Origin of the sequence: Secundilactobacillus paracollinoides, assembly GCF_001702155.1 — a bacterium.
GTDB lineage: Bacteria > Bacillota > Bacilli > Lactobacillales > Lactobacillaceae > Secundilactobacillus > Secundilactobacillus paracollinoides.
In genome coordinates this window covers 2,250,821-2,272,991 of record NZ_CP014912.1, presented here as the reverse complement: position 1 = coordinate 2,272,991, position 22,171 = coordinate 2,250,821, and the positions used below count along the sequence as shown (strand labels likewise).

At 48.3% G+C, this 22,171-nt stretch carries 20 protein-coding genes; 4 read left to right on the top strand and 16 right to left on the bottom strand.

Translation table 11 applies throughout. The features are described from left to right. Nucleotides 1-15: 15 nt before the first annotated feature. Nucleotides 16-987: a CdaR family protein gene (locus AYR61_RS09770; RefSeq protein ID WP_054711563.1), complete on the bottom strand. Its 972-nt coding sequence runs from the start codon at nucleotides 985-987 to the stop codon at nucleotides 16-18. Beyond that, nucleotides 984-1,835, bottom strand: coding sequence for a diadenylate cyclase CdaA (cdaA, locus tag AYR61_RS09765; RefSeq protein ID WP_056987122.1), 852 nt, complete (start codon nucleotides 1,833-1,835; stop codon nucleotides 984-986). The genes AYR61_RS09770 and cdaA overlap by 4 nt, the downstream gene beginning before the upstream one ends. A gap of 175 nt (nucleotides 1,836-2,010) precedes the next feature. Here cdaA and AYR61_RS09760 point away from each other — a divergent pair, with 175 nt between their 5' ends. Next, the gene (locus tag AYR61_RS09760) at nucleotides 2,011-2,691 is read left to right on the top strand and encodes a DUF1361 domain-containing protein (protein ID WP_054711561.1); all 681 of its coding nucleotides are present in this window, start codon (nucleotides 2,011-2,013) and stop codon (nucleotides 2,689-2,691) included. 190 nt (nucleotides 2,692-2,881) lie between these two features. Here AYR61_RS09760 and AYR61_RS09755 read toward each other — a convergent pair whose 3' ends face one another. Beyond that, nucleotides 2,882-5,002, bottom strand: coding sequence for a cation:proton antiporter (locus AYR61_RS09755; protein WP_065902813.1), 2,121 nt, complete (start codon nucleotides 5,000-5,002; stop codon nucleotides 2,882-2,884). A gap of 20 nt (nucleotides 5,003-5,022) precedes the next feature. Next, nucleotides 5,023-5,931: a UDP-N-acetylmuramate dehydrogenase gene (murB, locus tag AYR61_RS09750; protein WP_065902811.1), complete on the bottom strand. Its 909-nt coding sequence runs from the start codon at nucleotides 5,929-5,931 to the stop codon at nucleotides 5,023-5,025. Between the two features lie 146 nt (nucleotides 5,932-6,077). Between murB and AYR61_RS09745 the strand changes: the two genes are divergently transcribed. Further along, on the top strand, nucleotides 6,078-6,842 hold the full coding sequence (locus AYR61_RS09745; RefSeq protein WP_065902809.1) for an exodeoxyribonuclease III: 765 nt from the start codon (nucleotides 6,078-6,080) through the stop codon (nucleotides 6,840-6,842). A 40-nt stretch (nucleotides 6,843-6,882) separates the two neighbouring features. Then, complete coding sequence (locus tag AYR61_RS09740; RefSeq protein ID WP_054711555.1) at nucleotides 6,883-7,416, top strand: 3'-5' exonuclease; 534 nt, start codon at nucleotides 6,883-6,885, stop codon at nucleotides 7,414-7,416. A gap of 540 nt (nucleotides 7,417-7,956) precedes the next feature. On the opposite strand, the gene AYR61_RS09735 is transcribed toward AYR61_RS09740, so the two are convergent. From AYR61_RS09735 to AYR61_RS09720, 4 genes are all read right to left on the bottom strand, one after another. Continuing rightward, nucleotides 7,957-8,454: a GNAT family N-acetyltransferase gene (locus AYR61_RS09735; protein WP_054709808.1), complete on the bottom strand. Its 498-nt coding sequence runs from the start codon at nucleotides 8,452-8,454 to the stop codon at nucleotides 7,957-7,959. Further along, the gene (tsaE, locus tag AYR61_RS09730; RefSeq protein WP_054709811.1) at nucleotides 8,444-8,923 is read right to left on the bottom strand and encodes a tRNA (adenosine(37)-N6)-threonylcarbamoyltransferase complex ATPase subunit type 1 TsaE; all 480 of its coding nucleotides are present in this window, start codon (nucleotides 8,921-8,923) and stop codon (nucleotides 8,444-8,446) included. Before tsaE ends, AYR61_RS09735 begins: the two co-directional genes overlap by 11 nt. An 87-nt stretch (nucleotides 8,924-9,010) precedes the next feature. After that, nucleotides 9,011-10,000, bottom strand: coding sequence for a phosphate acetyltransferase (pta, locus tag AYR61_RS09725; RefSeq protein ID WP_056987124.1), 990 nt, complete (start codon nucleotides 9,998-10,000; stop codon nucleotides 9,011-9,013). 57 nt (nucleotides 10,001-10,057) lie between these two features. Continuing rightward, nucleotides 10,058-10,768, bottom strand: coding sequence for a uracil-DNA glycosylase (locus tag AYR61_RS09720; RefSeq protein WP_056987125.1), 711 nt, complete (start codon nucleotides 10,766-10,768; stop codon nucleotides 10,058-10,060). Between the two features lie 117 nt (nucleotides 10,769-10,885). Here AYR61_RS09720 and AYR61_RS09715 point away from each other — a divergent pair, with 117 nt between their 5' ends. Further along, the gene (locus AYR61_RS09715; RefSeq protein WP_054709817.1) at nucleotides 10,886-11,473 is read left to right on the top strand and encodes an LURP-one-related/scramblase family protein; all 588 of its coding nucleotides are present in this window, start codon (nucleotides 10,886-10,888) and stop codon (nucleotides 11,471-11,473) included. 553 nt (nucleotides 11,474-12,026) lie between these two features. On the opposite strand, the gene smpB is transcribed toward AYR61_RS09715, so the two are convergent. The 8 genes from smpB to AYR61_RS09675 form a co-directional block, all read right to left on the bottom strand. Next, nucleotides 12,027-12,500: an SsrA-binding protein SmpB gene (gene smpB / locus AYR61_RS09710; RefSeq protein ID WP_054709820.1), complete on the bottom strand. Its 474-nt coding sequence runs from the start codon at nucleotides 12,498-12,500 to the stop codon at nucleotides 12,027-12,029. Nucleotides 12,501-12,527: 27 nt separating this feature from the next. Further along, nucleotides 12,528-14,948 carry a ribonuclease R gene (gene rnr, locus AYR61_RS09705; protein WP_056987126.1) on the bottom strand — a complete coding sequence of 807 codons (2,421 nt, stop codon included), beginning with the start codon at nucleotides 14,946-14,948 and terminating at the stop codon, nucleotides 12,528-12,530. Between the two features lie 18 nt (nucleotides 14,949-14,966). Then, nucleotides 14,967-15,716: an alpha/beta hydrolase gene (locus tag AYR61_RS09700; protein WP_054709822.1), complete on the bottom strand. Its 750-nt coding sequence runs from the start codon at nucleotides 15,714-15,716 to the stop codon at nucleotides 14,967-14,969. An 87-nt stretch (nucleotides 15,717-15,803) separates the two neighbouring features. Beyond that, a complete protein-coding gene (gene secG, locus AYR61_RS09695) occupies nucleotides 15,804-16,040 on the bottom strand; it encodes a preprotein translocase subunit SecG (RefSeq protein ID WP_065902808.1) in 237 nt (78 codons plus the stop codon). 93 nt (nucleotides 16,041-16,133) lie between these two features. Next, a complete protein-coding gene (locus AYR61_RS09690) occupies nucleotides 16,134-17,672 on the bottom strand; it encodes a ClC family H(+)/Cl(-) exchange transporter (protein WP_065902806.1) in 1,539 nt (512 codons plus the stop codon). A gap of 862 nt (nucleotides 17,673-18,534) precedes the next feature. Then, complete coding sequence (eno, locus tag AYR61_RS09685) at nucleotides 18,535-19,854, bottom strand: phosphopyruvate hydratase (RefSeq protein ID WP_056987128.1); 1,320 nt, start codon at nucleotides 19,852-19,854, stop codon at nucleotides 18,535-18,537. 96 nt (nucleotides 19,855-19,950) lie between these two features. Next, nucleotides 19,951-20,706 carry a triose-phosphate isomerase gene (gene tpiA / locus AYR61_RS09680; protein WP_065902804.1) on the bottom strand — a complete coding sequence of 252 codons (756 nt, stop codon included), beginning with the start codon at nucleotides 20,704-20,706 and terminating at the stop codon, nucleotides 19,951-19,953. A gap of 153 nt (nucleotides 20,707-20,859) precedes the next feature. Further along, nucleotides 20,860-22,062 carry a phosphoglycerate kinase gene (locus AYR61_RS09675; RefSeq protein WP_056987130.1) on the bottom strand — a complete coding sequence of 401 codons (1,203 nt, stop codon included), beginning with the start codon at nucleotides 22,060-22,062 and terminating at the stop codon, nucleotides 20,860-20,862. Nucleotides 22,063-22,171 lie beyond the last annotated feature (109 nt).

The following is a 22,171-nucleotide window of genomic DNA, read 5'->3' as shown; positions in this document are numbered from 1 at the left end:
CCTCATTTCTCGTAATTAATCTGCTTGTTTTGTTGTGATCGACACTTTCACACTCGTTGGATTGACACCCGTCACACCATTGGCGTCCGGGTCCAAGCTCACGGTCTTCGTGGTCGACTTCTTAATGTCACTCACGTCAATATCAGCCTCAAAACTGGAAATGTCTGCCAGTTTTGATTTCGAACCAAACACGCGAACCGAACTCGTACTGCTCTTGATCGAGTAGGTGTAGTCACTGCTGCCATTTTTGACTTTAAAACTGATCGGCACCTTCTTTGAATTCTGCTTTGACGTTATTGGCAGGTTGACCTGCGTTGTTGACGGCGTCAAGATCACGTTCACCGTCCGTCCTTGCTTATCCAGTGCTTCGATCACAGCCTGACTGTTGACCGTGGATTTCGCATTTTGCTTCAAATCGACCTGAGCAACAACCTTGTTAATGCGGTCAATTTCACTCTCCGCACCAGTCGCCTTGACGCTGGTCACATCAGAAGTTGCCTTACCAGCTTCATAGTTGTCCGCGATCCGCGTCTTGTCATAGTTGACCGTCACTGGGAAGGTCACCGTCTGACGTTTTTGAATATTCACTTTGATCTTGGCCGGGTCGATCCGGTAAGTCAGATCTCGGTTTAAGCCTTCCTGTTGAAGGGCCACGGTATGTTCACCGGTGGACAGCTTCGTCAGGTTAGCCATGACCCGGAAATTTTGCGTGTTCGAAGTGGCCGTTACCAAAGCGGCAGGCCCACTAAGGTGCACCTTTACCTTTTCGGGATAACCGGTCACAAAATACTTATCTGAGTTCACATTCAACCGCAACTGAACGGAGATCGTTTTGTGCTCGTTAGTCGTTAATGTCGTGCTATCATTGCTGCTGTCTGTCGACTGACTGGTCGTTGTTTTGGTACTGTTCACGTATAAAAATAAACAGATCGCCAAAAATAGCGAGATCAGCCGGTACAGCCATCGACTATTCAAGAAAGCTTTCATTTTTGATTACCTCCTCTAAACCGCTCGTCGATCCAATCTAAAACGGCCGTGTAGGCATTGCGCTTTTCCGGCTCCTGGTCCTTGATCAGTTCGTTACGGAAGAATTTCAGGTAATCATTTTGGTCCATATTACGCAATAATTCATTGTTCTTAGTAATGGAGACCTCACCTGTTTCTTCAGAGATCACCACCGTTAAGGCATCCGTCACTTCAGAGATCCCAACCGCTGCCCGATGACGCGTCCCCAATTCTTTAGGAATCAGGTTGCTTTCTGACAACGGCAGGTACGCTGCAGCCACCGCAATTTTATTATCCCGAATAATGACCGCCCCATCGTGCAGCGGCGTGTTAGGAATAAAAATGTTGATCAGCAATTCACCGGTGATCTCCGCGTTCAGCTCGATCCCCGTTTCAATGTAGTCTTCCAACCCAGTATCCATCTGAATGGTGATCAGCGCCCCGATCCGTCGTTTCGACATGTACTGAATGGCTTTATCCAGTGCCTCGATCATCTTGTTTTCAGCCTCGTTCATTTGGCGATTACGCACAAACACGGAGCCGCGACCAATATGTTCCAGTCCCCGACGAATTTCCGGTTGGAAAATAATAATTAGGGCAATGACACCCCAATTGATCACCTGGTCCATCAACCAGGATACCGTCGTGAAGCCCACATACACGCTCACAATTTTGATCAAGACAATAAAAATGATACCACGAAGCAGTTGAATCGCTTTGGTACCGCGCAACAGCATGATCAGTTCGTAGAAGACAAACCACACAACCAGGATATCGAGTAAGTTAACGATCGTGTGCCACGTCAATAAGTTACTCCAATCAAGGTTCATATTTTCCCTCCAAAAATCTATTCGGCTATCATTATAACACGCCGACTGCCCGTTTTTAGTCCCGTTTGCCAACTGGTTCTTAGCAATTTATAAATCTCGGTCTAATTGCGGTGTTATTCGCCTTTTAATCTGGTACTATTTATATAAAGTCTGCAAAACAATAGGGGGTGACAAGATGCGAACACAGGCCAAATGGCAGATCCGAATTTTCTTTGTGCTTTGGCTCCTCTTTCTTTGGGCCTTCGTCAAAGCCCCCTTTACCTTTCTCATTTTAAATACGTTTTTAGGGTACATTCCGATTGAAATTTCTTTTCATATCAAAACAACCTTTCCAAAACATGGGCTATTCTTTTGGGCACTGGTGATCCTATGGCTGCTGTTTTATCCAAATGCCCCCTACCTGCTCACTGACCTGTTTCACCTGTCGCTCTTAAACCCGTACACATACGATGGGCTGTTGAGAGCCTCCTTGCACATCTGGATCTACTTTACAGTTGAATTGATCAGCGTGCTCTTCTGCGTCTTTCTGGGCTTTTGGAGCCTCAACTATGTCGCAGAAACAATTACAGAACGGTACTTTAAGCGCGCGCGGTGGCTGGAGATTATCTTAGTGTTGATTTTGACCTTCCTCTCCTCCGTTGGGATCTACGCTGGCCGATTTCTGCGCATCCACACGATCTACCTCTTTATTTCACCGGACCTCATCATGCACCGTCTCCTCGGAATGTGGACCGAACCGATGCTTGAATTCGTTGGGTTGATGACCGTTATTCAATTGCTGGCCTATTGGTTGTCACATTTGGTTTATCACCAGCATGTTGGTGTGAGTCAACACGATGATGGGAAATCGGGATAACCGGTTGTGATTGCGTTTTAATTTTCATATTTTTTATAAAAACACTCCGCTGAGGTTTGGATTCAAATCTCAGCGGAGTGTTTTTTTGAAATTTTTAATTTGTGAACCCAAAGAATTTGGATTGCTGGCTTGTGAGTGCTTGAGGCGACGTGCATTTCACTTCCCTAGTGGAAACGCGTTCCGCAAGGCGCTATTCTTCGTCTTCCCCCATCATCAACACATTCTCTGAGTAATTAATATACTGGCGTAACCGCCCAGCCATTTGCCAGGTAATGTTGCCAGCTTCTAACAGCGTCTGCACACCGCTTCTTTGGGCGCCCAGACCGACGATTCGCAGCTTGTTGACCTGCGTTGCATAGGCTTCTCTCGAGAAACTATCATCAGACTTAGCCCGCTCAATGCGATTTCGGTAGAAGACAACCAGATGATAAATGGCTTGTTTATCCAACTCCGCCGTTGCCACATCCTCGCGACCCAAGTATTTAGATAACGATTTGATGGCTGCCTTCGCGCTTTCGCGGTCGATCAGCTGACGCTCGTTTTCGACCTTTGGATTACGTTGATGACGCGCCAACTGGATGATCCGGTGCACGGTGTGTTTCAACCACAGCCACCAGCTATGAATAATCAACGTCAGCGATGCCTGATCCGCCTGATTGAGCCGGCGCTGGCTGCGTGCTAACCGCTTCATCGCAAGCTGATAGCCGGTCTTTGAGATCTGATGATGCTCAAACAACCGCTCAATTGCCTGCCGTTCACCGGTTAAACAAACCCGCCGCAACGCCACTTCGTCATTGGCAACGCGCTGAATGGCACCATCATCTTTACTTTTGGCCTCCATTCGGCGGATCATGAACTGGTAATCCAGGATCAGATCATACGCCGCTCGTTGATTTTCTTGACGCCGGTGCTCTTCAATGGCGTTGATGGCCAACCGCATGATGTAGATTCGAGACTGGTCGTCCGTCAACCGTGGTGCTTTGGGTACGTCAGAATCCTCGTCCTCATCCGTATCCACAAGGTCATCCGCATCCATGTCACTCAGGCTTGCCCGGGTCTGCAACGGCTGCGCATCATCAGGCGAAACCAGCGGCAAGGTGATGACGGCCACGACCAGACTGATAATGATCACCCCGGCAGAAATGAACAGTGCAAGAGACCGTTGTGGAAAGGCCGCACCACTTGCGGTGACAAGTGGTAACGACAGCACACCGGCCATCGTCACTGCCCCCCGGACACCTGATAACCCAGCCAAAAGCGAAATTCGAAAACTCGCCTTCTCCGTTTTTTTCCGCCACTGTGCGACCAGTTGATAGATGTAGATCCAAACGACCCGGATCACCAGTAGGACGACCCATGCGCCAAAGGCATAAGCCACCGCCTGCCACGTTTTAAACTGCGCATTTTTAATGATGTGACTCGTCGCTGTTGGCAACTCGTCTCCCAAGATGACAAACACGATCCCGTTTAACAGATACACAATGATATCCCAGGTCTTTTCCGTCACCAAGTGCAGTTCAGGCAAGTCCTCAATCAGATGATTATTGCGCGTGTGGGAAATAATACCTGCTGTTACGGCAGCGATGACCCCCGACGCATGAAAAACGTCTTCGGCGATAAAGTAGATCACAAATGGTGTCATGATTTGTAATACCGTGTTAAAAATCACATCGTTAATGCCCTGTCGCCGCAACACGTCGCGCATAAACTGAATTAACAGCATCAGCACGGCTCCGACGATCAACCCGACGATACTGATGTAAAAGAAATCACCGGCGGCCTGGCTCAGTGAAAAGACGCCCGTCACAGTGGCCGCTACCGCGTACTTAAATGCGATCAGCCCGGATGCATCGTTGATCAGACTTTCACCGCTGACCAGGTGCAAAATATTTTCTGGTAAATGCACTCGTTTTGCAATCGACTGCACAGCCACAGGATCCGTTGGCGATAGGATGGCTGCCACCGCAAAACCGACTGTTAACGGCATTTTAGGTACCATTAGATAGATTAAAAAGCCGCCCAACAGCGTCGTCAAAAATACCAAAAAAATGGCGTTAGCAAAGATCGGTCCCCGCAACTTCCAGAGTTCGCGCTTCGGGAACCGCCGCCCATCATTAAATAGCAGCGGGGCAATGAATAATAATAGGAACCAATCAGTGTCCAGCGGGATCTCGATTTGCCAAAATAGTGCCATAACGAGACCCAACCCGATTTGAATCAGGCTAACTGGAATGAAGGTAAGATAGTGGCTAATGATGTTGGATGCTAGGACTAATACAACAAGTAAGATAACAGCTTCAACAATTGGCAACTAAGGACCCCCTCTTTTCGTTAGTCTTCCTTTACAGATTCCCCAATAATGCGCACTTCATTTTCTAGATGGACGTTGAATTTTTCAAACACAACGGTTTGCACATGGTGAATCACGTTCAAATAGTCCGTTGCGGTTGCGTGGTCAACGTTCACGATGAAGCCCGCGTGTTTCATTGAAACCTGCGCGCCGCCGATTTGATGGCCTTGTAAGCCGGCATCGTGAATCAGCTTACCGGCAAAGTACCCAGTCGGCCGTTTAAATACACTGCCGCACGATGGCAGATCAAGTGGTTGTCTGGCAGCCCGACGTGCGTTCAGATCATCCATTTTCGCCTGGATCTCCTGGCCGTCTCCTGGTTGCAGCAGATACGTTGCGGAGAGCACAACGTCGTTTTTATCTTGCACGCGGCTATGACGGTAGCCGAAGTTCAAATCGTCGCGCGTGATCGTTTTGATCTCACCTTGACGCGTCAAGACCAGCACGCTATCGGCAACGTCACTGGTCTCGCCGCCATAGGCCCCGGCGTTCATGAAAATGGCGCCGCCAACGCTGCCAGGAATCCCCGCTGCAAACTCCAAGCCCGACAAACTGGCTGCTTGTGCCCGCTTGGTGACTTCAATCATCGACGCACCAGCATCGGCAATCACTTGATGACCAGAAACCTTAATGGTGGCCATCCGTGTCAAAATCATCACCAGACCGCGAATCCCACCGTCTCGGACAATCAGATTACTAGCATTGCCAATGACTGTCACGGGCACGTCATTGGCGTTTGCGACCGTCATCAGGGCCTGGACCTCATCAACTGAGGCTGGAAAGGCCAACAGATCTGCTGGTCCTCCTGTTTTAGTATTTGTATATTTTGAAAGTGGTTCATCTGTTAAAATCGTGACGTTTGGAAACTGTGTTATAAAATTCACCGTCATTACTCTTGTTCCTTTCGTTTCAGACATCAAATTACATAAGTCCATTTTACCATGACTCGGAATCTGGTGGGCGCTCGTTGACCCCGTGTTCAAAAAATTTTGCTATACTGAGGATGAATGACTTTAGTTGAGAAAGGATGACCACCATGAAATTTATTTCCTGGAACGTCAACGGATTACGTGCCGTCGTTAAAAAGGACTTCACAACGACTTTCACTGATCTGGACGCGGATTTTTTCTGTATTCAAGAAACCAAGATGCAAGCGGGCCAGCTCGACCTCGAGTTGCCTGGTTACGAGCAGTACTATAACTACGCGGAACGAAAGGGGTATTCGGGGACGGCCATTTTCACAAAGCATCACCCGCTCGCCGTCACCTATGATATTGGCGTCCCCGAGTATGACCACGAAGGCCGGGTGATCACCCTTGAATACCCCGACTTCTATCTCGTTACCTGCTACACACCAAATTCCGGTTCCGGATTGAAACGCTTGGACTTCCGAATGGGTTGGGAGGACGTTTTTCAGGACTATCTCGATAAGTTAAACATATCAAAGCCGGTTATTTTATGCGGCGATTTAAACGTTGCTCACGAAGAGATCGATCTAAAGAACCCTAAAACCAACCATAAAAATGCCGGGTTTACCGATGACGAGCGTGAAAAATTCACGGCCCTGCTTGGTCGCGGCTACACGGATACCTTCCGTTACTTTAATCCAGACGCTACTGAACAATATTCTTGGTGGAGCTACCGGTTCCATGCCCGCGATAACAACGCGGGTTGGCGCATTGATTATTTTGTGACCAGCAATTCAATTCAAAAGAACCTAGAAACCGCCGAAATTCGAAACGATGTTTTCGGGTCCGACCACTGCCCCGTGGAACTTGTCACAACCGGCCTTAACGTGTAAACTAGCTGATACATCATCGAATTAAATTGGAGGTGACGCTTTGAATTTTGTTGCAATGGACTTTGAAACCGCCAGTGGCAAACGCTACTCAGCCTGCTCACTAGCGCTGACAATTGTCCGAAACAACCAGGTCGAAGACGAATTCTATACGCTGATCAATCCGCAGACACCATTTTTCTGGCGCAACATCCAGATTCATGGGATCCATGAAGAAGACGTGGCCGACGCACCGACCTTTGCCGAAGTGTGGCCCCACATTAAATCCTTCTTCACACCGGACCAGTTAGTCATTGCCCATAACGCGCAGTTTGATAACGGCGTATTGAAACAGACTCTGAATCATCACGGCATTATCGCCCCACGCTACCTGACGTTAGACACGGTCAAAACCAGTCGGAAATTCTATCCTTCCTTACCGAATCATAAACTAAACACCGTTTGTGATTCGCTGGGAATCGATCTGGAACATCACCATAACGCACTTGATGACAGCTTGGCCTGCGCTAACATTTTGCTTTATGAGAGTCAGGCGTTTGGTCAACAGGCGATTAAACCGTTTGTTTCAGCACTTTAAGCAGTCTTGTTTTGAGTGCTGACCTGCTGTTTTAAATAACGTTTTTTGTGGTAAAAAGCACCTATGCGACAAACTCGAGTGAGCGTGTGTTGCGTAGGTGCTTTTTCTTTTATTGTTTGGTTTAGTGCTTTCTAGGCATCCGTGCCGTAACGCGTTTCGCAAGGGGGCTTTCCACTGTTAGGTGATAGTCCGTTGCATTCCGCAATTTGGCACTCCGTGTAGTGGAAAGACCCTCCGCAAGGCAAGGGGCTAACGTGTAAAGGACTTTGACCAAAAAGTCAGACCCGGACATTCATCGTTCAATGCTTTCGAGGCATCCGTGCCGTAACGCGTTCCGCAAGGCGAGACGGCCATGTAACGGACTCTGGCATCAAAGTTAGAGCCAGACTTTTTCAGTTTAGTACTTTCTAGGCATCCGTGCCGTAACGCGTTCCGCAAGGCAAGGGGCTACTGTGTAACGGACGCTGGTCTAAAAGTCAGGCCCGGACTTTTAGACCAGCGTCCGTTACACAGTAGCCCCTTAACCGCCTTGCTCCACGCTCAGACCCCGATTGCCATCTCAAACGCCTCAACCCTCTCGCCCGCACTATTTTCCACGTGACTGGTCGACAACGTCGCAAAGCCGATTTTCTCATACATGGCGATGGCGCCAGTATTTTGTTTCTGAACGGTTAAAGAAATCTCTGAATAGCTGGATTCTAGAGCCCCCCAGTCCAATCCCGACAGCATCAGCTCATAGCCGATACCCTGCCGCCAGTACTTCTTCAAGACTGCGACACCGATCTCTCCAGCTGCTTGCTCGTCCGTTGGCATGACCGTCACAACGCCGACCAGCTGTTCACCAGTAGCCGCAACAATCACAACATGGTCCTTGCCCGCGTTGATCTGTTCGATTTCCTTGACCTCTTGCGACACACTCGGCAACGGCGTCGGCACGGTAAACGTGGTCGTCTCTTGACTCAACTGCTGTAGTAACGCTAAGAGTGCTTGCGCATCCGCTGGCTGGACACGTCTATAGTCCAGGTCTTCACTTGTCATTAAGCTGTGCCTCCAACTCATCAACGATTTTTTCAAACCGGTTTCCTTTAGGCATAAACGTGATTCGACGCTGTGCTTCGCCAGCATCGTCCTCGCGGTGAAACGCAATTCGCAAATAGTCGTCTGGTAACTCTGAAGCAACAAACTGTGACCACTCAACGACACTCACACCATCGCCATTGAAGTATTCATCCAAACCAAGCTCGTCACCGCCGCCTTCTTCTAAGCGGTAAACGTCCATATGGTAGAGCGGTATGCGCCCTTCCTGATACTCGCGGATGATGGTAAATGTCGGACTCTTGACGTTTCGTTTGATGCCAAGCCCAAGGGCCAGCCCCTTCGTAAATGTTGTTTTGCCGGCACCTAGATCACCGTCTAACAGGATGATATCCTTCGGTTGCAGAAACGGTGCTAATTGTTGGCCAATTGCCATCGTTTCTTCTGGACTTGTTACAATTCTATCGATCATGATGCGTCTCCCTTAGATTGAAAAGAGCCCCGGACAATCGCTTGCCTTGGACTCTTTTTGATTCTTATTCACAAACGCTTGTGAGCATTATTTAGATTCATTTGCTAATGATTGAATTACGGTAATGATCGCAATTTGGTAAACATCCTGCTCGTTTGCACCACGTGACAGGTCTGAAACTGGCTTGTTCAGGCCTTGCAAAATTGGCCCATAGGCTTCAAAGCCACCTAAACGTTGAGCAATCTTGTACGCAATGTTCCCAGCTTCCAAGTTAGGGAAGATGAACACGTTCGCATGCCCGGCAACCTTCGACCCTGGTGCCTTACGCTCGCCGACTTCTGGCACGAACGCAGCATCGAATTGTAATTCACCATCAATTGGCAGATCCGGTGCCTTTTCCTGAGCTAACTTAGTGGCGTTCGCAACCTTGGTAACGACGTCGTCCTTTGCGGAACCCTTAGTGGAGAAGCTCAACAGCGCAATCTTAGGATCAATGTCGAACAGTTTGGCTAACTTTGCGCTTTCAACGGCGATTTCAGCCAACCCTTCTTCATCAGGGTTGATGTTGATGCCACAGTCAGCAAAGACGTAACGTTCTTCATCCTTTTGCATGATGAAGGCCCCGATGATCCGCTTAGTGCCTGGCTTTGTCTTGATGATCTGCAAAGCTGGCCGCACCGTATCACCGGTTGCGTGAACGGCACCAGAAACCATGCCATCTGCTTGATCCAAGTACACGAGCATGGTGCCCCAGTAGTTTGGATCCTTCAGCATTTCAGCAACTTGTTCTGGGGTGTTCTTCCCCTTCCGGCGTTCAACCAACGCATCCTGCAGCTCTTTCTTTTCTGCTTCGGGTGCATCGGCCGGGTTGGTGATCTTGATGCCTGTTAGATCAAAGCCCTTTTCTGAAGCCAGCTTGTTGATCTCGTCTGGGTCACCCAATAAAATGGGCTTCACCAAGCCATCGTGTGACAGCCGACTGGCAGCACCAATGATTCGGATGTCGTTTCCTTCTGGGAAAACGATGACCTTGTTCTTACCACTAATCTTTTGCTTTAAACTATCAAAAAGTTCCACTTTCCAGACCTCCAGATGTTTGAATTTCCGACTAGTCAATCCTCTTATTATGCGGTGTTACGCACGCTGATGGTTGTCGTCATCAACCTCAGCGTGTTCTGGCAGTTGCCAATCAATTGGCGTTTCTCCCAGTGCTTCAAGTGCGGTGTTAGTCTTTGAAAACGGCTTTGAGCCAAAGAAACCACGATGAGCAGATAATGGGCTTGGATGTGCTGATTGAATCACGATGTTGGCATCCGTATCGATCAAATTGATCTTGTTTTGGGCTGCCCGTCCCCAGAGGATAAACACCACCGGCGTTGATCGTTCTGACAACTTATGAATGGCAGCGTCCGTTAACTGTTCCCAACCCTTCCCCTTGTGAGAAAAGGCCTGGCCGTTACGAACCGTCAGCACAGAGTTCAACAGTAAGACACCCTGCTTTGCCCATTTTTCCAAATAACCATGGTTCACGGGTTGAATACCGAGATCCGACTGCAGTTCCTTGTAGATATTCTGTAGACTCGGTGGAATGCGAACCCCGGGTAACACAGAGAAACTGAGCCCATGCGCCTGATTCGGTTCATGGTACGGATCCTGACCCAGGATGACCACCTTCACTTGACTGAACGGTGTCCATTCAAAGGCCTCATAAATGTGATACATATCGGGGTGAATCAGCTGCGTTTCATACTCGTGAATTAAAAAGGCATGTAAGTCTTGATAATACGATTTTTCAAACTCAGGCTCTAATTCAGCCCACCAATCATTATGAATAAACGGTTTCATTCCCAACACCTCAACATTCATTCTAGCATATTCATGTGAAAATTAACATTGCAGAAAATTGATTCGTTTCATGTTATTATGTAAGGTGATATTGAACCTTACGAATGGGGGGCTTCCATGCGAACACTGTACGTTAGAAAAGACAGTCTATCAGCTAAGGGAGCTACCGTTGTGCGCGACGAAGATCACCGGTCCATCTACCTCTTGATTGGGCGCTGGGGCCGGCGACCAGACACGCTTTCACTCTACCAGATCAGCGGTACCCTACTGGCTGAACTGCGGCAAACAAACCTCGGTTTACTGCCCCAATTTGACATTTATTACCATAACCAAAAAGTCGGCCGAATCGCAAAACGCTTTGGCTTCTTCAACGAATTCATCTACATTACGAACCTCCGCTGGATCGTAGTGGGTAATTTTTTAACTGGTCACTATAAGATTTACCACGGCACCAAAACAATCATGACGGCCGATGCAGACGATGATCAGATGCACATCACCTGCTCACAAAAATCGTACGAACCGGTCTGCCTGTGCATCGCTGCGACTCTAGATCACTGGGCTAACCGCCGAACAAAATTCAAACTCCCAGGTCAGGCTTGGCATGTCTCGTTTAATGTGCCAAATGATATGCATGGGAATAGGGCTTGGCACTATGCAGATAAGAGTGTGGAAGAAAGCGGTTTGAGGGCGGAGCATAAGTAACTGTCGGTTTGAAAACCCGGGTTTGGTTTTCGAATTGGAAGTTGCTTATGCAGTAGCCCTCAGCTTTCTGGAACACGTTTCGACAGAGTGTGGAGGAAGGGCGCTTAAAGGGTGGAGCCTAAGGGACTTTGAGCGTAAAAGCCTGGGCTTGGCTTTTACGTTCGAAGTCCCTTAGGTGCAACCCTTTGCCCTTCCGGAACACGTTTCGGCGTGGCGGCCTAGAAAGCCGTTGTCGGAACTGGACTGTATAAGAAATGCACCAAAAAAACAGCTAATCTCACTTTTATGAGATTAGCTGTTTTTTAAACGCTGTGCAACATTCTGATTAATTTAAAAGTAGAGGATAGCCAAAGCCCTAACAGAAAGGTATTTTAGACTCCTAAGTGCTAATGGCGACGTGCTTGCCCCTTCTCTAGTGGAAACGCGTTCCGCAAGGCAAGGGGCTACTGTGTAACGGACTCTGGCAAAAAAGTCAGACCCGGACTTTTCTGCCAGAGTCCGTTACACTCCGCCCCTTAACCGCCTTGCTCCACGCTCTGCCTTGCTCCACGCTCTAATATCGTTTCATCACCCGATCAATCTGCCGCTGCTGATCTCTGCGCTTCAAGGTCTCACGCTTATCATACTCGTGCTTCCCTTTGGCAACACCGATCAACACCTTCGCCACACCGTTTTTGAGATAAATACGGAGTGGAATCAGGGTGATACCCTTATCAGAGACTGCATCTTGGAGTTTTTTGATCTCTTTTTTATGCAGCAACAGTTTCCGGTTTCTCAATGGGTCGTGGTTAAATCGGTTTCCTTCGGCATACTCGTCAATGTGGACGTTCATTAACCACGCCTCGCCATTGCGAATCTGAGCGAAGCCATCTTGCAATGTAATGCGTCTTGCTCGAATCGATTTGATCTCAGTACCCGTCAGCACCATGCCGGCTTCGTATGTGTCGAGGATGGCATAGTCGTGCCGGGCTTTTTTATTTTGCGCCATCACGTTTTTATCGTTCGGCGTCTTTTTCTTTTTAGCCATCAATCCTCACCTGACTTATCGTTCAGTTTAGTTGTGTTTTCGTGGCTGGTTACGATTATTGTTGCTGTGGTTGCCGCCATTACTGTGGTTTTGGTTGCCGTTATTGCCACCATTCCCATTGCGGTTACCACCGTGGTTGTTGCCGCCACGAGTGTTGCTCCCACGGTTACCATTACCGTGATTGCGATTATTGTTGTTGCTATTACGGTTATTCCCATGACCGAATGACCCGCCGTTACGACCACCGCGACTGCGTGATTCGCGCTTTGGCAGCAGATCAGAGGTTGGCGCAGCTTCCGGGTTCACAAGGTCAAAGTCGATCTGACTTTGTTCCTTGTCCACGTTGACAACCTTAACACGAACGGGTTGCCCGATCCGGTAAGTCCGCTTCGTTGTCCGACCAACCAAGGCCAGGAACTTCTCGACGTATTCGTAGTAGTCATCCTGCATCCGGCTAATGTGGATCAGCCCTTCAACCGTGTTTGGCAGTTCAATGAACATCCCAAACTTCATGACAGAACTAACCGTGGCATCAAATTCTTCGCCAATGTGGTCTGCCATGTATTCAGCTTTCTTCATAGCATCTGTATCACGTTCAGCATCGATTGCCCGACGTTCCATTTCAGAACTGTGGACACCGACCTCTTCTAGCAAGTTAGCATAGCGTGCCTTGGATTCAGCATTGATGCCGTTCTTTTCGTAGAAGTGGATCAAACGGTGCACCATGGTATCTGGATAACGTCGAATTGGGGATGTGAAATGGGTATAGTACTTCGCAGCCAACCCAAAGTGACCTAGGGATTGGTCGGTATACTTAGCCTGTTTCAAACTCCGCAGCATCATGACTGAAACGACGGCTTCTTCTGGCTTACCGGCAACACCCTTTAAAACGTTCTGCAACATCTTTGGCCGCAAGTGATCTGGATCACCCTTAACGTTGATGCCAAAGGCAGTCAAGAATTCGAAGAAACTCTTGACCCGTTCGCCATCTGGTGTTTCGTGCACCCGGTAAATAAATGGTGCTTTCGCCTTGTTGTAGTGTTCAGCAACGGTTTCGTTGGCAGCCAGCATGAAGGATTCGATCATCCGTTCAGCGACGCCACGAACCCGCAATTTAATGTCAATGGCGTGACCCTTGTCGTCAACGATGATCTCAGCTTCAGTGTCGTCAAAATCAATGGCACCGCGACGCTTCCGAGACTTGTAAAGAATCTTATGCAGTTCAGCCATTTCATCAAACATTGGGGTCAACTCGCCGTATCGGTCACGGGTAGCTTCATCGTGCGCCTCAATGATCTTATTCACGTTGGTGTAAGTCATCCGTGCTTTTGACTTCATCACGCTTGGGTGAATGCGGTGGTTGACCACGTTACCTTCCGGATCAATTTCCATTTCACAGGACATGCAAAGCCGCAGCACGCCCTCGTTTAATGAACAGATCCCGTTTGATAACCGCCGTGGCAACATTGGAATCACCCGGTCGGTTAAGTAGACACTGGTCCCACGCTTATAGGCTTCCTGATCAAGCAGGGTACCCTCTTTAACGTAGTGGGACACATCGGCAATGTGAACCCCAAGGTGGTAATTGCCATTATCCATTTTCCAAACGGTAACGGCATCATCCAAGTCCTTTGAAGATTCGCCATCAATCGTCACCAGGTTCTGGTCGGTGACATCTTCGCGACCCTTCATTTCTTCTTCAGTCACGTGATCTGGAATAGCATCGGCTTCTTCCAAAACATCTTCTGGGAATTCAGATGGAATATCGTGTGCATAAACGATCGACAAAATATCAATGCCGGGATCATCAACACTCCCAATGATTTTTTTAGCAATGCCGACCATCGCTAAGGGGTGTTCTGACGATGGAAATCCCGTGATTTCCGCCGTCACAACTTCACCTGGCGTTGGTTTTAACCCAGTCCCAACAACGTAAAAGCTGTACCGCTTCAACTTTTTGTCGGTTAACCGGACTTGACCATAGTAGCCCTTATCATCATCGGTCTGCATAAATTCACCAACGACTTGAGTGTAGTTATGGGTCGCAATCCCCGTGACTTTTCCTTCAGGACCGCGGTCAGAGCGTGGATCAGCTGGCCGAACGATTTCCATTTCAACTTCATCGCCGTTCAGTGCTGACATCGTGTTATCTGGCGCAATGTAGGCATCTGGCAGATCATCGTCGTAGGCCACGAAACCAAAGCCCTTATCGTTACTATGGAAGATCCCGGTCAAAACGCGGGCCTTCGGGTCTAATTGAAATTCTGATTCACCGGTGACAGCAGCCACCTTTTCACGTTCAAGGCGTGCAAGTTCCTGCACGATCAGTTTGAATGCGGCTGAGCCGTGATAGTGCAGTGCGTCTGAAATATCTTCAACGCGAAATTTTTTGGTAGGATTTGCGCGGAGCAGATCCTCGATTTGTTGCTTTAAGTTGTTATCTTCCAAAATTTATTCCTCATTTATTTAATTATAGATTGTCGTTAAGTAGGTATCTAAATCAGCCATGAGTTCATGACGGGCACTGTTGACCGTGATCACATGGCCGGCTTGGTCATAGTAGTGAAAATCAACCTGAGCGTTGGTGAGTGCGTTTTTTAGGTCGTAAGCACAATTAGCGTCGATCAGTTCATCAGCGCCGCCCTGCGCCACAAAAACGGCCTTATGAATGGTTGGTAGCTCATCCGTGACCGTTTGCGCAAACGTATCGATTTGCGCCAGTTGCGTCGTCACATTGGCCTTTAACCAGGCAAGGTTCTCATCGACCTGGGCCTGGCTTAAATCGGTATAGTGATAGGTTGCTGCGGCCAACTTTATAAATTCAGGAATCAAGTTAGACCCGCGGGACCGGACGACTGGTGAACTAAACGAGCCGCCGCCAATTAAATTAGGATCAGTTTCGAGCGCCTTCATGGCGAAAATACCGCCCAGCGACAACCCGAACACACTAATTTCCTGGCAACCTTTGTCGCGTAATTGCTGGATGGCCTGTTGGGTGTCCTGCCACCAAGCAGTTGGTGAACCGGCAGTCAAAATATCCTTTGGTTCGCCCGTTGCGTGCCCCGTAAACATTGGGGCTAACACGGTGTACCCTTCTCCTTGTAAGTGCCGGCCTAACATCCGTACATCGTTACTGCTGCTCGCATACGCGTGCAACAAAACAATGGCTTTCGGCCCGTCGTTTTCAAAGAAAAATGGTTTTGGCATTTGAATCATGGTGTTCACACCTCCAATTAACAACTACGCCAAAGGTTCAAGAATTTCACAAAAATCCTCCTGCGAATTCACAGGAGGATCCAATTGCTAGTGTGATGATAAGTAAGCTAATGCCAACGCTAAAACGAAGAAAATAACACCCAGCACAACGGTCACCCGTTGCATAAAGGCTTCAAATCCACGTGCTTTTTGTTGTTGAAATAGATCCGGTGAGCCACCACTAAGAGCGGACATCGCGTCATCTTGCTTAGAAGGTTGCATCAACACAGCGATAATGATAAGGACACTATCAATCATCAGTCCTGTTAACAGTAAATTATACAAGAAATTGCCTCCTATATTACTCGTTTCTCCGACAATACCTTTATACAATTTATCATAAAACGCCGTCAATTACCACCCGTGCGTGCAGAAGATTTAACTCCCGTTCATTTTTAACAGTTCTTGACGTACGCTTTCATTCTGATCTAACGGGCTGTGAACGATCAACAGGTCACCGACCCGGATCAGCGTGTCACCCCGCGGCACAATGTGGCGTTCACCTCGGTGAATCTCAGTCAGCAAGGCTCCCTGTGGCCAAGTGACCTCACGCACCTGCTTGCCGTCTAAGACCGAGTTCGCCATTACGGGAATCTCCATGTGCCCCACTTCATCCGTAAGATGCCGTTGGGCGGGCGTTTGCATCTTCTCCAACATGGCAGCATAGACCGGTGCCCCGTTTAACAGATCGACCGTCATGTAGGCAATAAGGGACACCACCGCCAGCGGCATCAGATGGTGCAACGACCCGACCATTTCTGTAATCAGGAGAATTGCCGTAAATGGTGCTTTACTAATCCCAGCGAAATACCCCGCCATCGCCGCTATGATAAAGATCGGCACATATGCCGGTCTTGTCAGCTGCCACAGCACCATGAGTTTACCAAAAAACGCGCCGAAAACAGCGCCTAACGTTAAGATAGGTAAAAAAATGCCACCTGGCAGACCCGTGCCATACGCAATCATTGAATACGCAAATCGCAACACAAAGAGGCCTAAAAGGATCAGTGCGCTTGGGGTATGCATGCCAAGTGAAACGATCAACCCGTTGCCGCCGCCAAGAACACTTGGTAAATACCAAGCAACCGGCATCAGCAAAAGTAACGCAATGATGCTGTAATACTGATCAGGTAACCAGGTCAGTTTGTGATACCAATCCCCGACCCGCAGCACAACACTCTGATACAACCGACCAAGCAGGCCAAGAACGAGACCAAGAATGAGCAACAGCCCATACTGGCTCAGTGGCAGTGATGCAAAGTAATTAATATGTAGCACCGGTGTTAATCCAAAAACGGCAGTGGAAACAAAGTTGGCCGTCAACGCACTGGCTAACGCCGATAACCAAATGAGTGTGGAAAAATTATGATAGACTTCTTCCAGAATAAATAACGTACTGGCTATCGGCGCGTTAAAGGCTGCTGACAGTCCTGCAGACGCCCCGCTGGCAATCATCAGCCGGCGTTGGCTACCCGTATTATGCGTCACTGCAGCAACGCCCTGCCCCACTGTCGCACCCAACTGAATCGATGGGCCTTCACGACCAAGAAACAGCCCAGACCCAATGGATAAAACGCCACCCACAAATTTTTTCCAAAGGACTGGCCACCAGTGATAGTCCAACTCGCCCATGAGCTGCCCTTCAACTTGGGGAATCCCGGATCCTTTGATCTCAGGTGTTTGTTTGATGAGTCTTCCGACAACTATCGTGAGCACTAAACTGATCAGAATCCAGACGCCAAGCAACCAAACATTCTGGTGTGCTTGACCGAAGAACCATTGCACAAACAACAGACCCTTCATAATCAAGAGTCGAAACAAGCTAATGACGACCCCAACAAACAGACCGATCACCAACCCGCGACCAACCGCCGTCAACCGCGAATAGTCCCGCTCTTTTCCCTTCTTTGCATCCATTACATAACCTCTTTTTCCGTGAAATCCTATGATTTAGTTTAGCATAATCGGTGCCTTGTGAAAAATGAGCTTTTGCAGTTCGACAGCGTGCTGACATCTCACTTCGTTACGCCGTTCGGCCCTGCAGGCATTAGTGGGTCGCTCCGGAGCTATTGAATGTCTTGACAGAAATTCAAGGATCTCCTACGCCTCCCGTGTTCGTAACCGACCCAAGTACGGTCGCTAACTAATACCGATACTACTGCCTGCAATGCCGATCGGCGCCGCTACGCTACAATGCACGCGATAGTCTGCATAGATACGAAATCTGTCAAAGTTGTCATGAATCTAGTTAATTAGTCGTTACTGGCAACTGGAACATTATAAGAAGTATTACTGTCTATAAGCTTATTAGCAGTCGAGGACGGATTCTCCGCAAACTTGGGTTAACGCCAGTGCGATGCTTAACCAGTGGAAAAATATAGTTCAACGTTAGTGGAATGCAGCAATTTGGCACGGAGCTGTGGTGTCGACATCAGTTAGCGACCGTATTGTGGTCGGTTACTGATGTGTGAGACGATGAAGATCCATTCGAATGGCGCACCGCGACAGTCGAATTAGCTTCATCGCGAGCCACTTCGGTGCCGTGCCAAATTGCGGAATGTAACGGACAAGACTACTTACTACTTTGTAGGCTACCTAGTGGAAACGCGTTCAGCAAGGCACGGGGCTAACGTGTAACGGACTCTGGCAAAAATGCCAAGTTCGGGCATTTCCGCCAGAGTCCGTTACACACCGCCCCTAACCCGCCTTGCTTCACGCTCTAAAAAAACCGCCCAGCACTGTGCTAGACGGTTCAATAAATCGAGATTAATGTCGATTATTATTTAGCTTGGATTGCGTCACGAGCTTGTTCGCTCAAGTTGTAGAAGGACTTGATGCCCTTGTAATCTGCAACTGAACCGAGTTGGTCTTCGATCCGCATTAATTGGTTGTACTTAGCGATACGTTCGCCACGGCTCATTGAACCAGTCTTGATTTGGCCGGCGTTCAAAGCGACAACCAAGTCAGCGATAGTCGTATCTTCAGTTTCACCAGAACGGTGTGAGATGATAGCAGTGTAACCTGCTTCCTTGGCCATTTCAACGGCTTCAACCGTTTCAGTCAAGGTCCCGATTTGGTTCAACTTGATCAAGATAGCATTGGCAACGCCCATCTTGATACCCTTTGACAAGTAGTCAGTGTTGGTAACGAACAAGTCATCACCGACGATCTGAACCTTCTTGCCAAGGCGTTCAGTAGCCATCTGCCAGTCTTCCCATTCGTTTTCGTCTAATGGGTCTTCGATTGACACAACTGGGTACTTGTCGACGATGCCTTCAAGCAAGCTAACGAATTCGTCAGCAGTGTATGACTTGCCATCACCAACTAAGTCGTAGGTCTTAGTTTCAGTGTTGTAGAATTCTGATGCGGCACAGTCAAAGGCAATAGCGATGTCCTTGCCTGGCTTGTAACCAGCCTTCTTGATCGCTTCAACTAAGATTTCGAATGGTTCTTCGTTGTTCTTCAAGTCAGGAGCGAAACCACCTTCGTCACCAACAGCAGTTGAGTAACCGCGGTCGTTTAAGATCGACTTCAAGGCGTGGAAAGTTTCAGCACCCATCCGGATAGCTTCCTTAACAGAAGGTGCACCGACAGGCATAATCATGAATTCTTGGAAGTCAACCTTGTTGTTGGCATGCTTCCCACCATTGATAACGTTCATCATAGGGGTTGGCAATACGTGGCCGTTAAAGCCGCCAAGGTAGTTGTATAAAGGAACTTCCAATTCATCAGCAGCAGCACGGGCAGCAGCTAATGAAACACCCAAAATAGCGTTGGCGCCCAACTTACCCTTGTTAGGGGTACCGTCTAAGGCAATCATAGCTTTGTCGATAGCCACTTGGTCAGTGACGTCGTAGCCAACGATTTCCTTAGCGATGATGTTGTTAACGTTGTCAACAGCTTTAGTAACACCCTTGCCGCCAAAACGATCCTTGTCGCCGTCACGTAATTCAACAGCTTCGTGTTCACCAGTTGAGGCACCTGAAGGAACGATACCGCGACCAACTGCACCGGCCTCAGTGTAGACTTCGACTTCAACAGTTGGGTTACCACGTGAGTCTAAGACTTCACGTCCGTAAATATCAGAAATAATTGACATTGTATTCTCTCCTTATGAAAGTTTAACCTAGCGGGAAACAATTTTCCCCGTGTCTATTTTATAAGTTTACTCTTGAACTTGCAATTACTATTTCACTTATTTTTGGTAGTGCACCAATTGCAAATAAGTTTCAGCGTTCAAACTGGCGCCACCAGCTAACACACCGTCAATATTTGGCTTCGCCATAATTGAATCGATGTTTTCAGGATTCACACTGCCGCCGTATAACACCCGCATCTCATTGGCCACATCATCGCTGTATAAATCAGCAACGGTCTGGCGAATAAGGTAGCAGCCCTCTTCAGCTTGTTCAGCCGATGCAGACTTGCCGCTGCCGATTGCCCAACTAGGTTCATAGGCAATGATCAACTGGCGTGCCTGCTCTTCTGTGATGCCCTTTAAGGCGCCTGTCACCTGACTAACGACCCAGTGGATCTTTTCGCCAGCCTCCAAACGGCCCATCGTTTCGTCACAGCACAAGATCGGTGTCATCTGGTTACGATATACGGCGTGCACCTTCCGATTGATGGTATCATCCGTTTCGTTAAAGTAGGCGCGTCGTTCTGAATGGCCCACGATAACGTACGTGATCTTCATGGCAGCTAGTGCCTGGGGACTCGTTTCGCCCGTAAAGGCACCAGCATCTTCCCAGTAACAGTCCTCGGCTGCAATCCGCAGTTTTTGCCCAGGATTGTTGGCTAACATTGTCGACAACAGCAGCGCTGGCGCCGCAATCGCCGTTTCAACGTCGGCTGGATCCGTCACCTGTTCTGAGACCGCCTGCATGAAGGCCTTGGCCTCATCAATCGTCTTGTTCATTTTCCAGTTACCCGCAATTAGTGGTATTCGCACAGTCGAACGCTCCTTTTTCAAATCAATTTCACATGACCTATTCTAGCGAAATGAAACCGGTTTTACTAGTAAACACCATTTTCAAATCTTGTCACGCTGATGAAACTGATAGTAAAGAAGCCAGGACACACTGGTCCCAGCTTCAAAAAAGATTTACTTGTCGCTAATGGCTGCGATACCTGGTAATGTCTTACCTTCGAGGTATTCGAGGGAAGCACCACCACCGGTTGAGATGTGGGTCAATTGATCGCCAACACCTAATTGTTGAACGGCAGCAGTTGAGTCACCACCACCAACGATGGTCGTCGCGTTGCTCAAAGTACCAAGGAACTTACCAATTTCAAGGGTTCCTTCGGCGTAGTTAGGCATTTCGAACACACCCATTGGACCGTTCCAAACGACTAACTTAGCGTCCTTCAAGACATCCTTGAATTCAGCAACAGACTTTGGTCCGATATCTAAGGCCATGTACCCATCAGGAATGTCACCTTCGACAGTCTTGTGGTCAGCATCGTTGTCAAACTTAGCAGCAACTACGGAATCAACAGGCAATACCAGCTTGTCGCCAGCCTTGTCCATGATTTCCTTGGCCAAGTCGATCTTGTCAGTTTCAACGAGTGAGTTCCCGATCTTCATACCCTTTGCAGCGTAGAAGGTGTAGGTCATCCCACCACCGATGATGACTTTATCGGCTTTGTCCAACAGGTTGTCAATGACACCGATCTTATCAGAAACCTTGGCACCACCTAAGATGGCAACAAATGGGTGTTCTGGGTTTGAAACGGCACCACCGATAAACTTGATTTCCTTTTCCATCAAGAAGCCGGCAGCGGTTTGTGGCATGTTTGAAGCAATCCCAACGTTTGAAGCATGTGACCGGTGAGCAGTCCCGAAGGCATCGTTAACAAAGACGTCACCAAGTGATGCCCAGTACTTGCCTAATTCAGGATCGTTACCTGATTCGCGCTTCACGTTTTCGCCATCTTTAACATCTTCGTAACGGGTGTTTTCCATGACAAGAACGTCACCGTTGTTCATCTTATCGATGGCGGTTTCAAGTTGTTCGCCTTCAGTTACAGGAACGAAGGTCACCGGCTTGTTCAACAAGTTAGAAAGACGTTCAGCAACTGGACGCATTGACAAGGCAGACTTGTCTTCTTCCTTCTTGATCCGGCCTAAGTGAGAAAGCAGGATGGCCTTGCCACCATGTTCGATCACGTATTTGATTGTTGGTAATGCAGCCACGATCCGGTTGTCGTTACCAATAACGCCGTCCTTGATCGGGACGTTAAAGTCGACACGCATGAGGACTTTTTTACCATCTAAGTCTAAATCAGAAACAGTTAATTTAGCCAATTCTAAATCCCTCCTGGTTACGAGTAGTGTTACGTCTCAAAACGATAACACTTAGTTTTTAGCCTTCATTACAAAAAATGGATAAAAGGCGGAAGAAGTATCCTCCCTC

What these genes read in the sequence shown, in the direction of transcription:
- tsaE (WP_054709811.1), bottom strand. Translation starts at nt 8,923, where the DNA reads ATGATCGATAGAATTGTAACAAGTCCAGAAGAAACGATGGCAATTGGC.
- AYR61_RS09690 (WP_065902806.1), bottom strand. Translation starts at nt 17,672, where the DNA reads ATGGATGCAAAGAAGGGAAAAGAGCGGGACTATTCGCGGTTGACGGCG.
- AYR61_RS09745 (WP_065902809.1), top strand. Translation starts at nt 6,078, where the DNA reads ATGAAATTTATTTCCTGGAACGTCAACGGATTACGTGCCGTCGTTAAA.
- AYR61_RS09760 (WP_054711561.1), top strand. Translation starts at nt 2,011, where the DNA reads ATGCGAACACAGGCCAAATGGCAGATCCGAATTTTCTTTGTGCTTTGG.
- AYR61_RS09700 (WP_054709822.1), bottom strand. Translation starts at nt 15,716, where the DNA reads ATGATTCAAATGCCAAAACCATTTTTCTTTGAAAACGACGGGCCGAAA.
- eno (WP_056987128.1), bottom strand. Translation starts at nt 19,854, where the DNA reads ATGTCAATTATTTCTGATATTTACGGACGTGAAGTCTTAGACTCACGT.
- murB (WP_065902811.1), bottom strand. Translation starts at nt 5,931, where the DNA reads ATGACGGTGAATTTTATAACACAGTTTCCAAACGTCACGATTTTAACA.
- AYR61_RS09770 (WP_054711563.1), bottom strand. Translation starts at nt 987, where the DNA reads ATGAAAGCTTTCTTGAATAGTCGATGGCTGTACCGGCTGATCTCGCTA.
- AYR61_RS09735 (WP_054709808.1), bottom strand. Translation starts at nt 8,454, where the DNA reads ATGACAAGTGAAGACCTGGACTATAGACGTGTCCAGCCAGCGGATGCG.
- AYR61_RS09715 (WP_054709817.1), top strand. Translation starts at nt 10,886, where the DNA reads ATGCGAACACTGTACGTTAGAAAAGACAGTCTATCAGCTAAGGGAGCT.
- AYR61_RS09720 (WP_056987125.1), bottom strand. Translation starts at nt 10,768, where the DNA reads ATGAAACCGTTTATTCATAATGATTGGTGGGCTGAATTAGAGCCTGAG.
- smpB (WP_054709820.1), bottom strand. Translation starts at nt 12,500, where the DNA reads ATGGCTAAAAAGAAAAAGACGCCGAACGATAAAAACGTGATGGCGCAA.
- cdaA (WP_056987122.1), bottom strand. Translation starts at nt 1,835, where the DNA reads ATGAACCTTGATTGGAGTAACTTATTGACGTGGCACACGATCGTTAAC.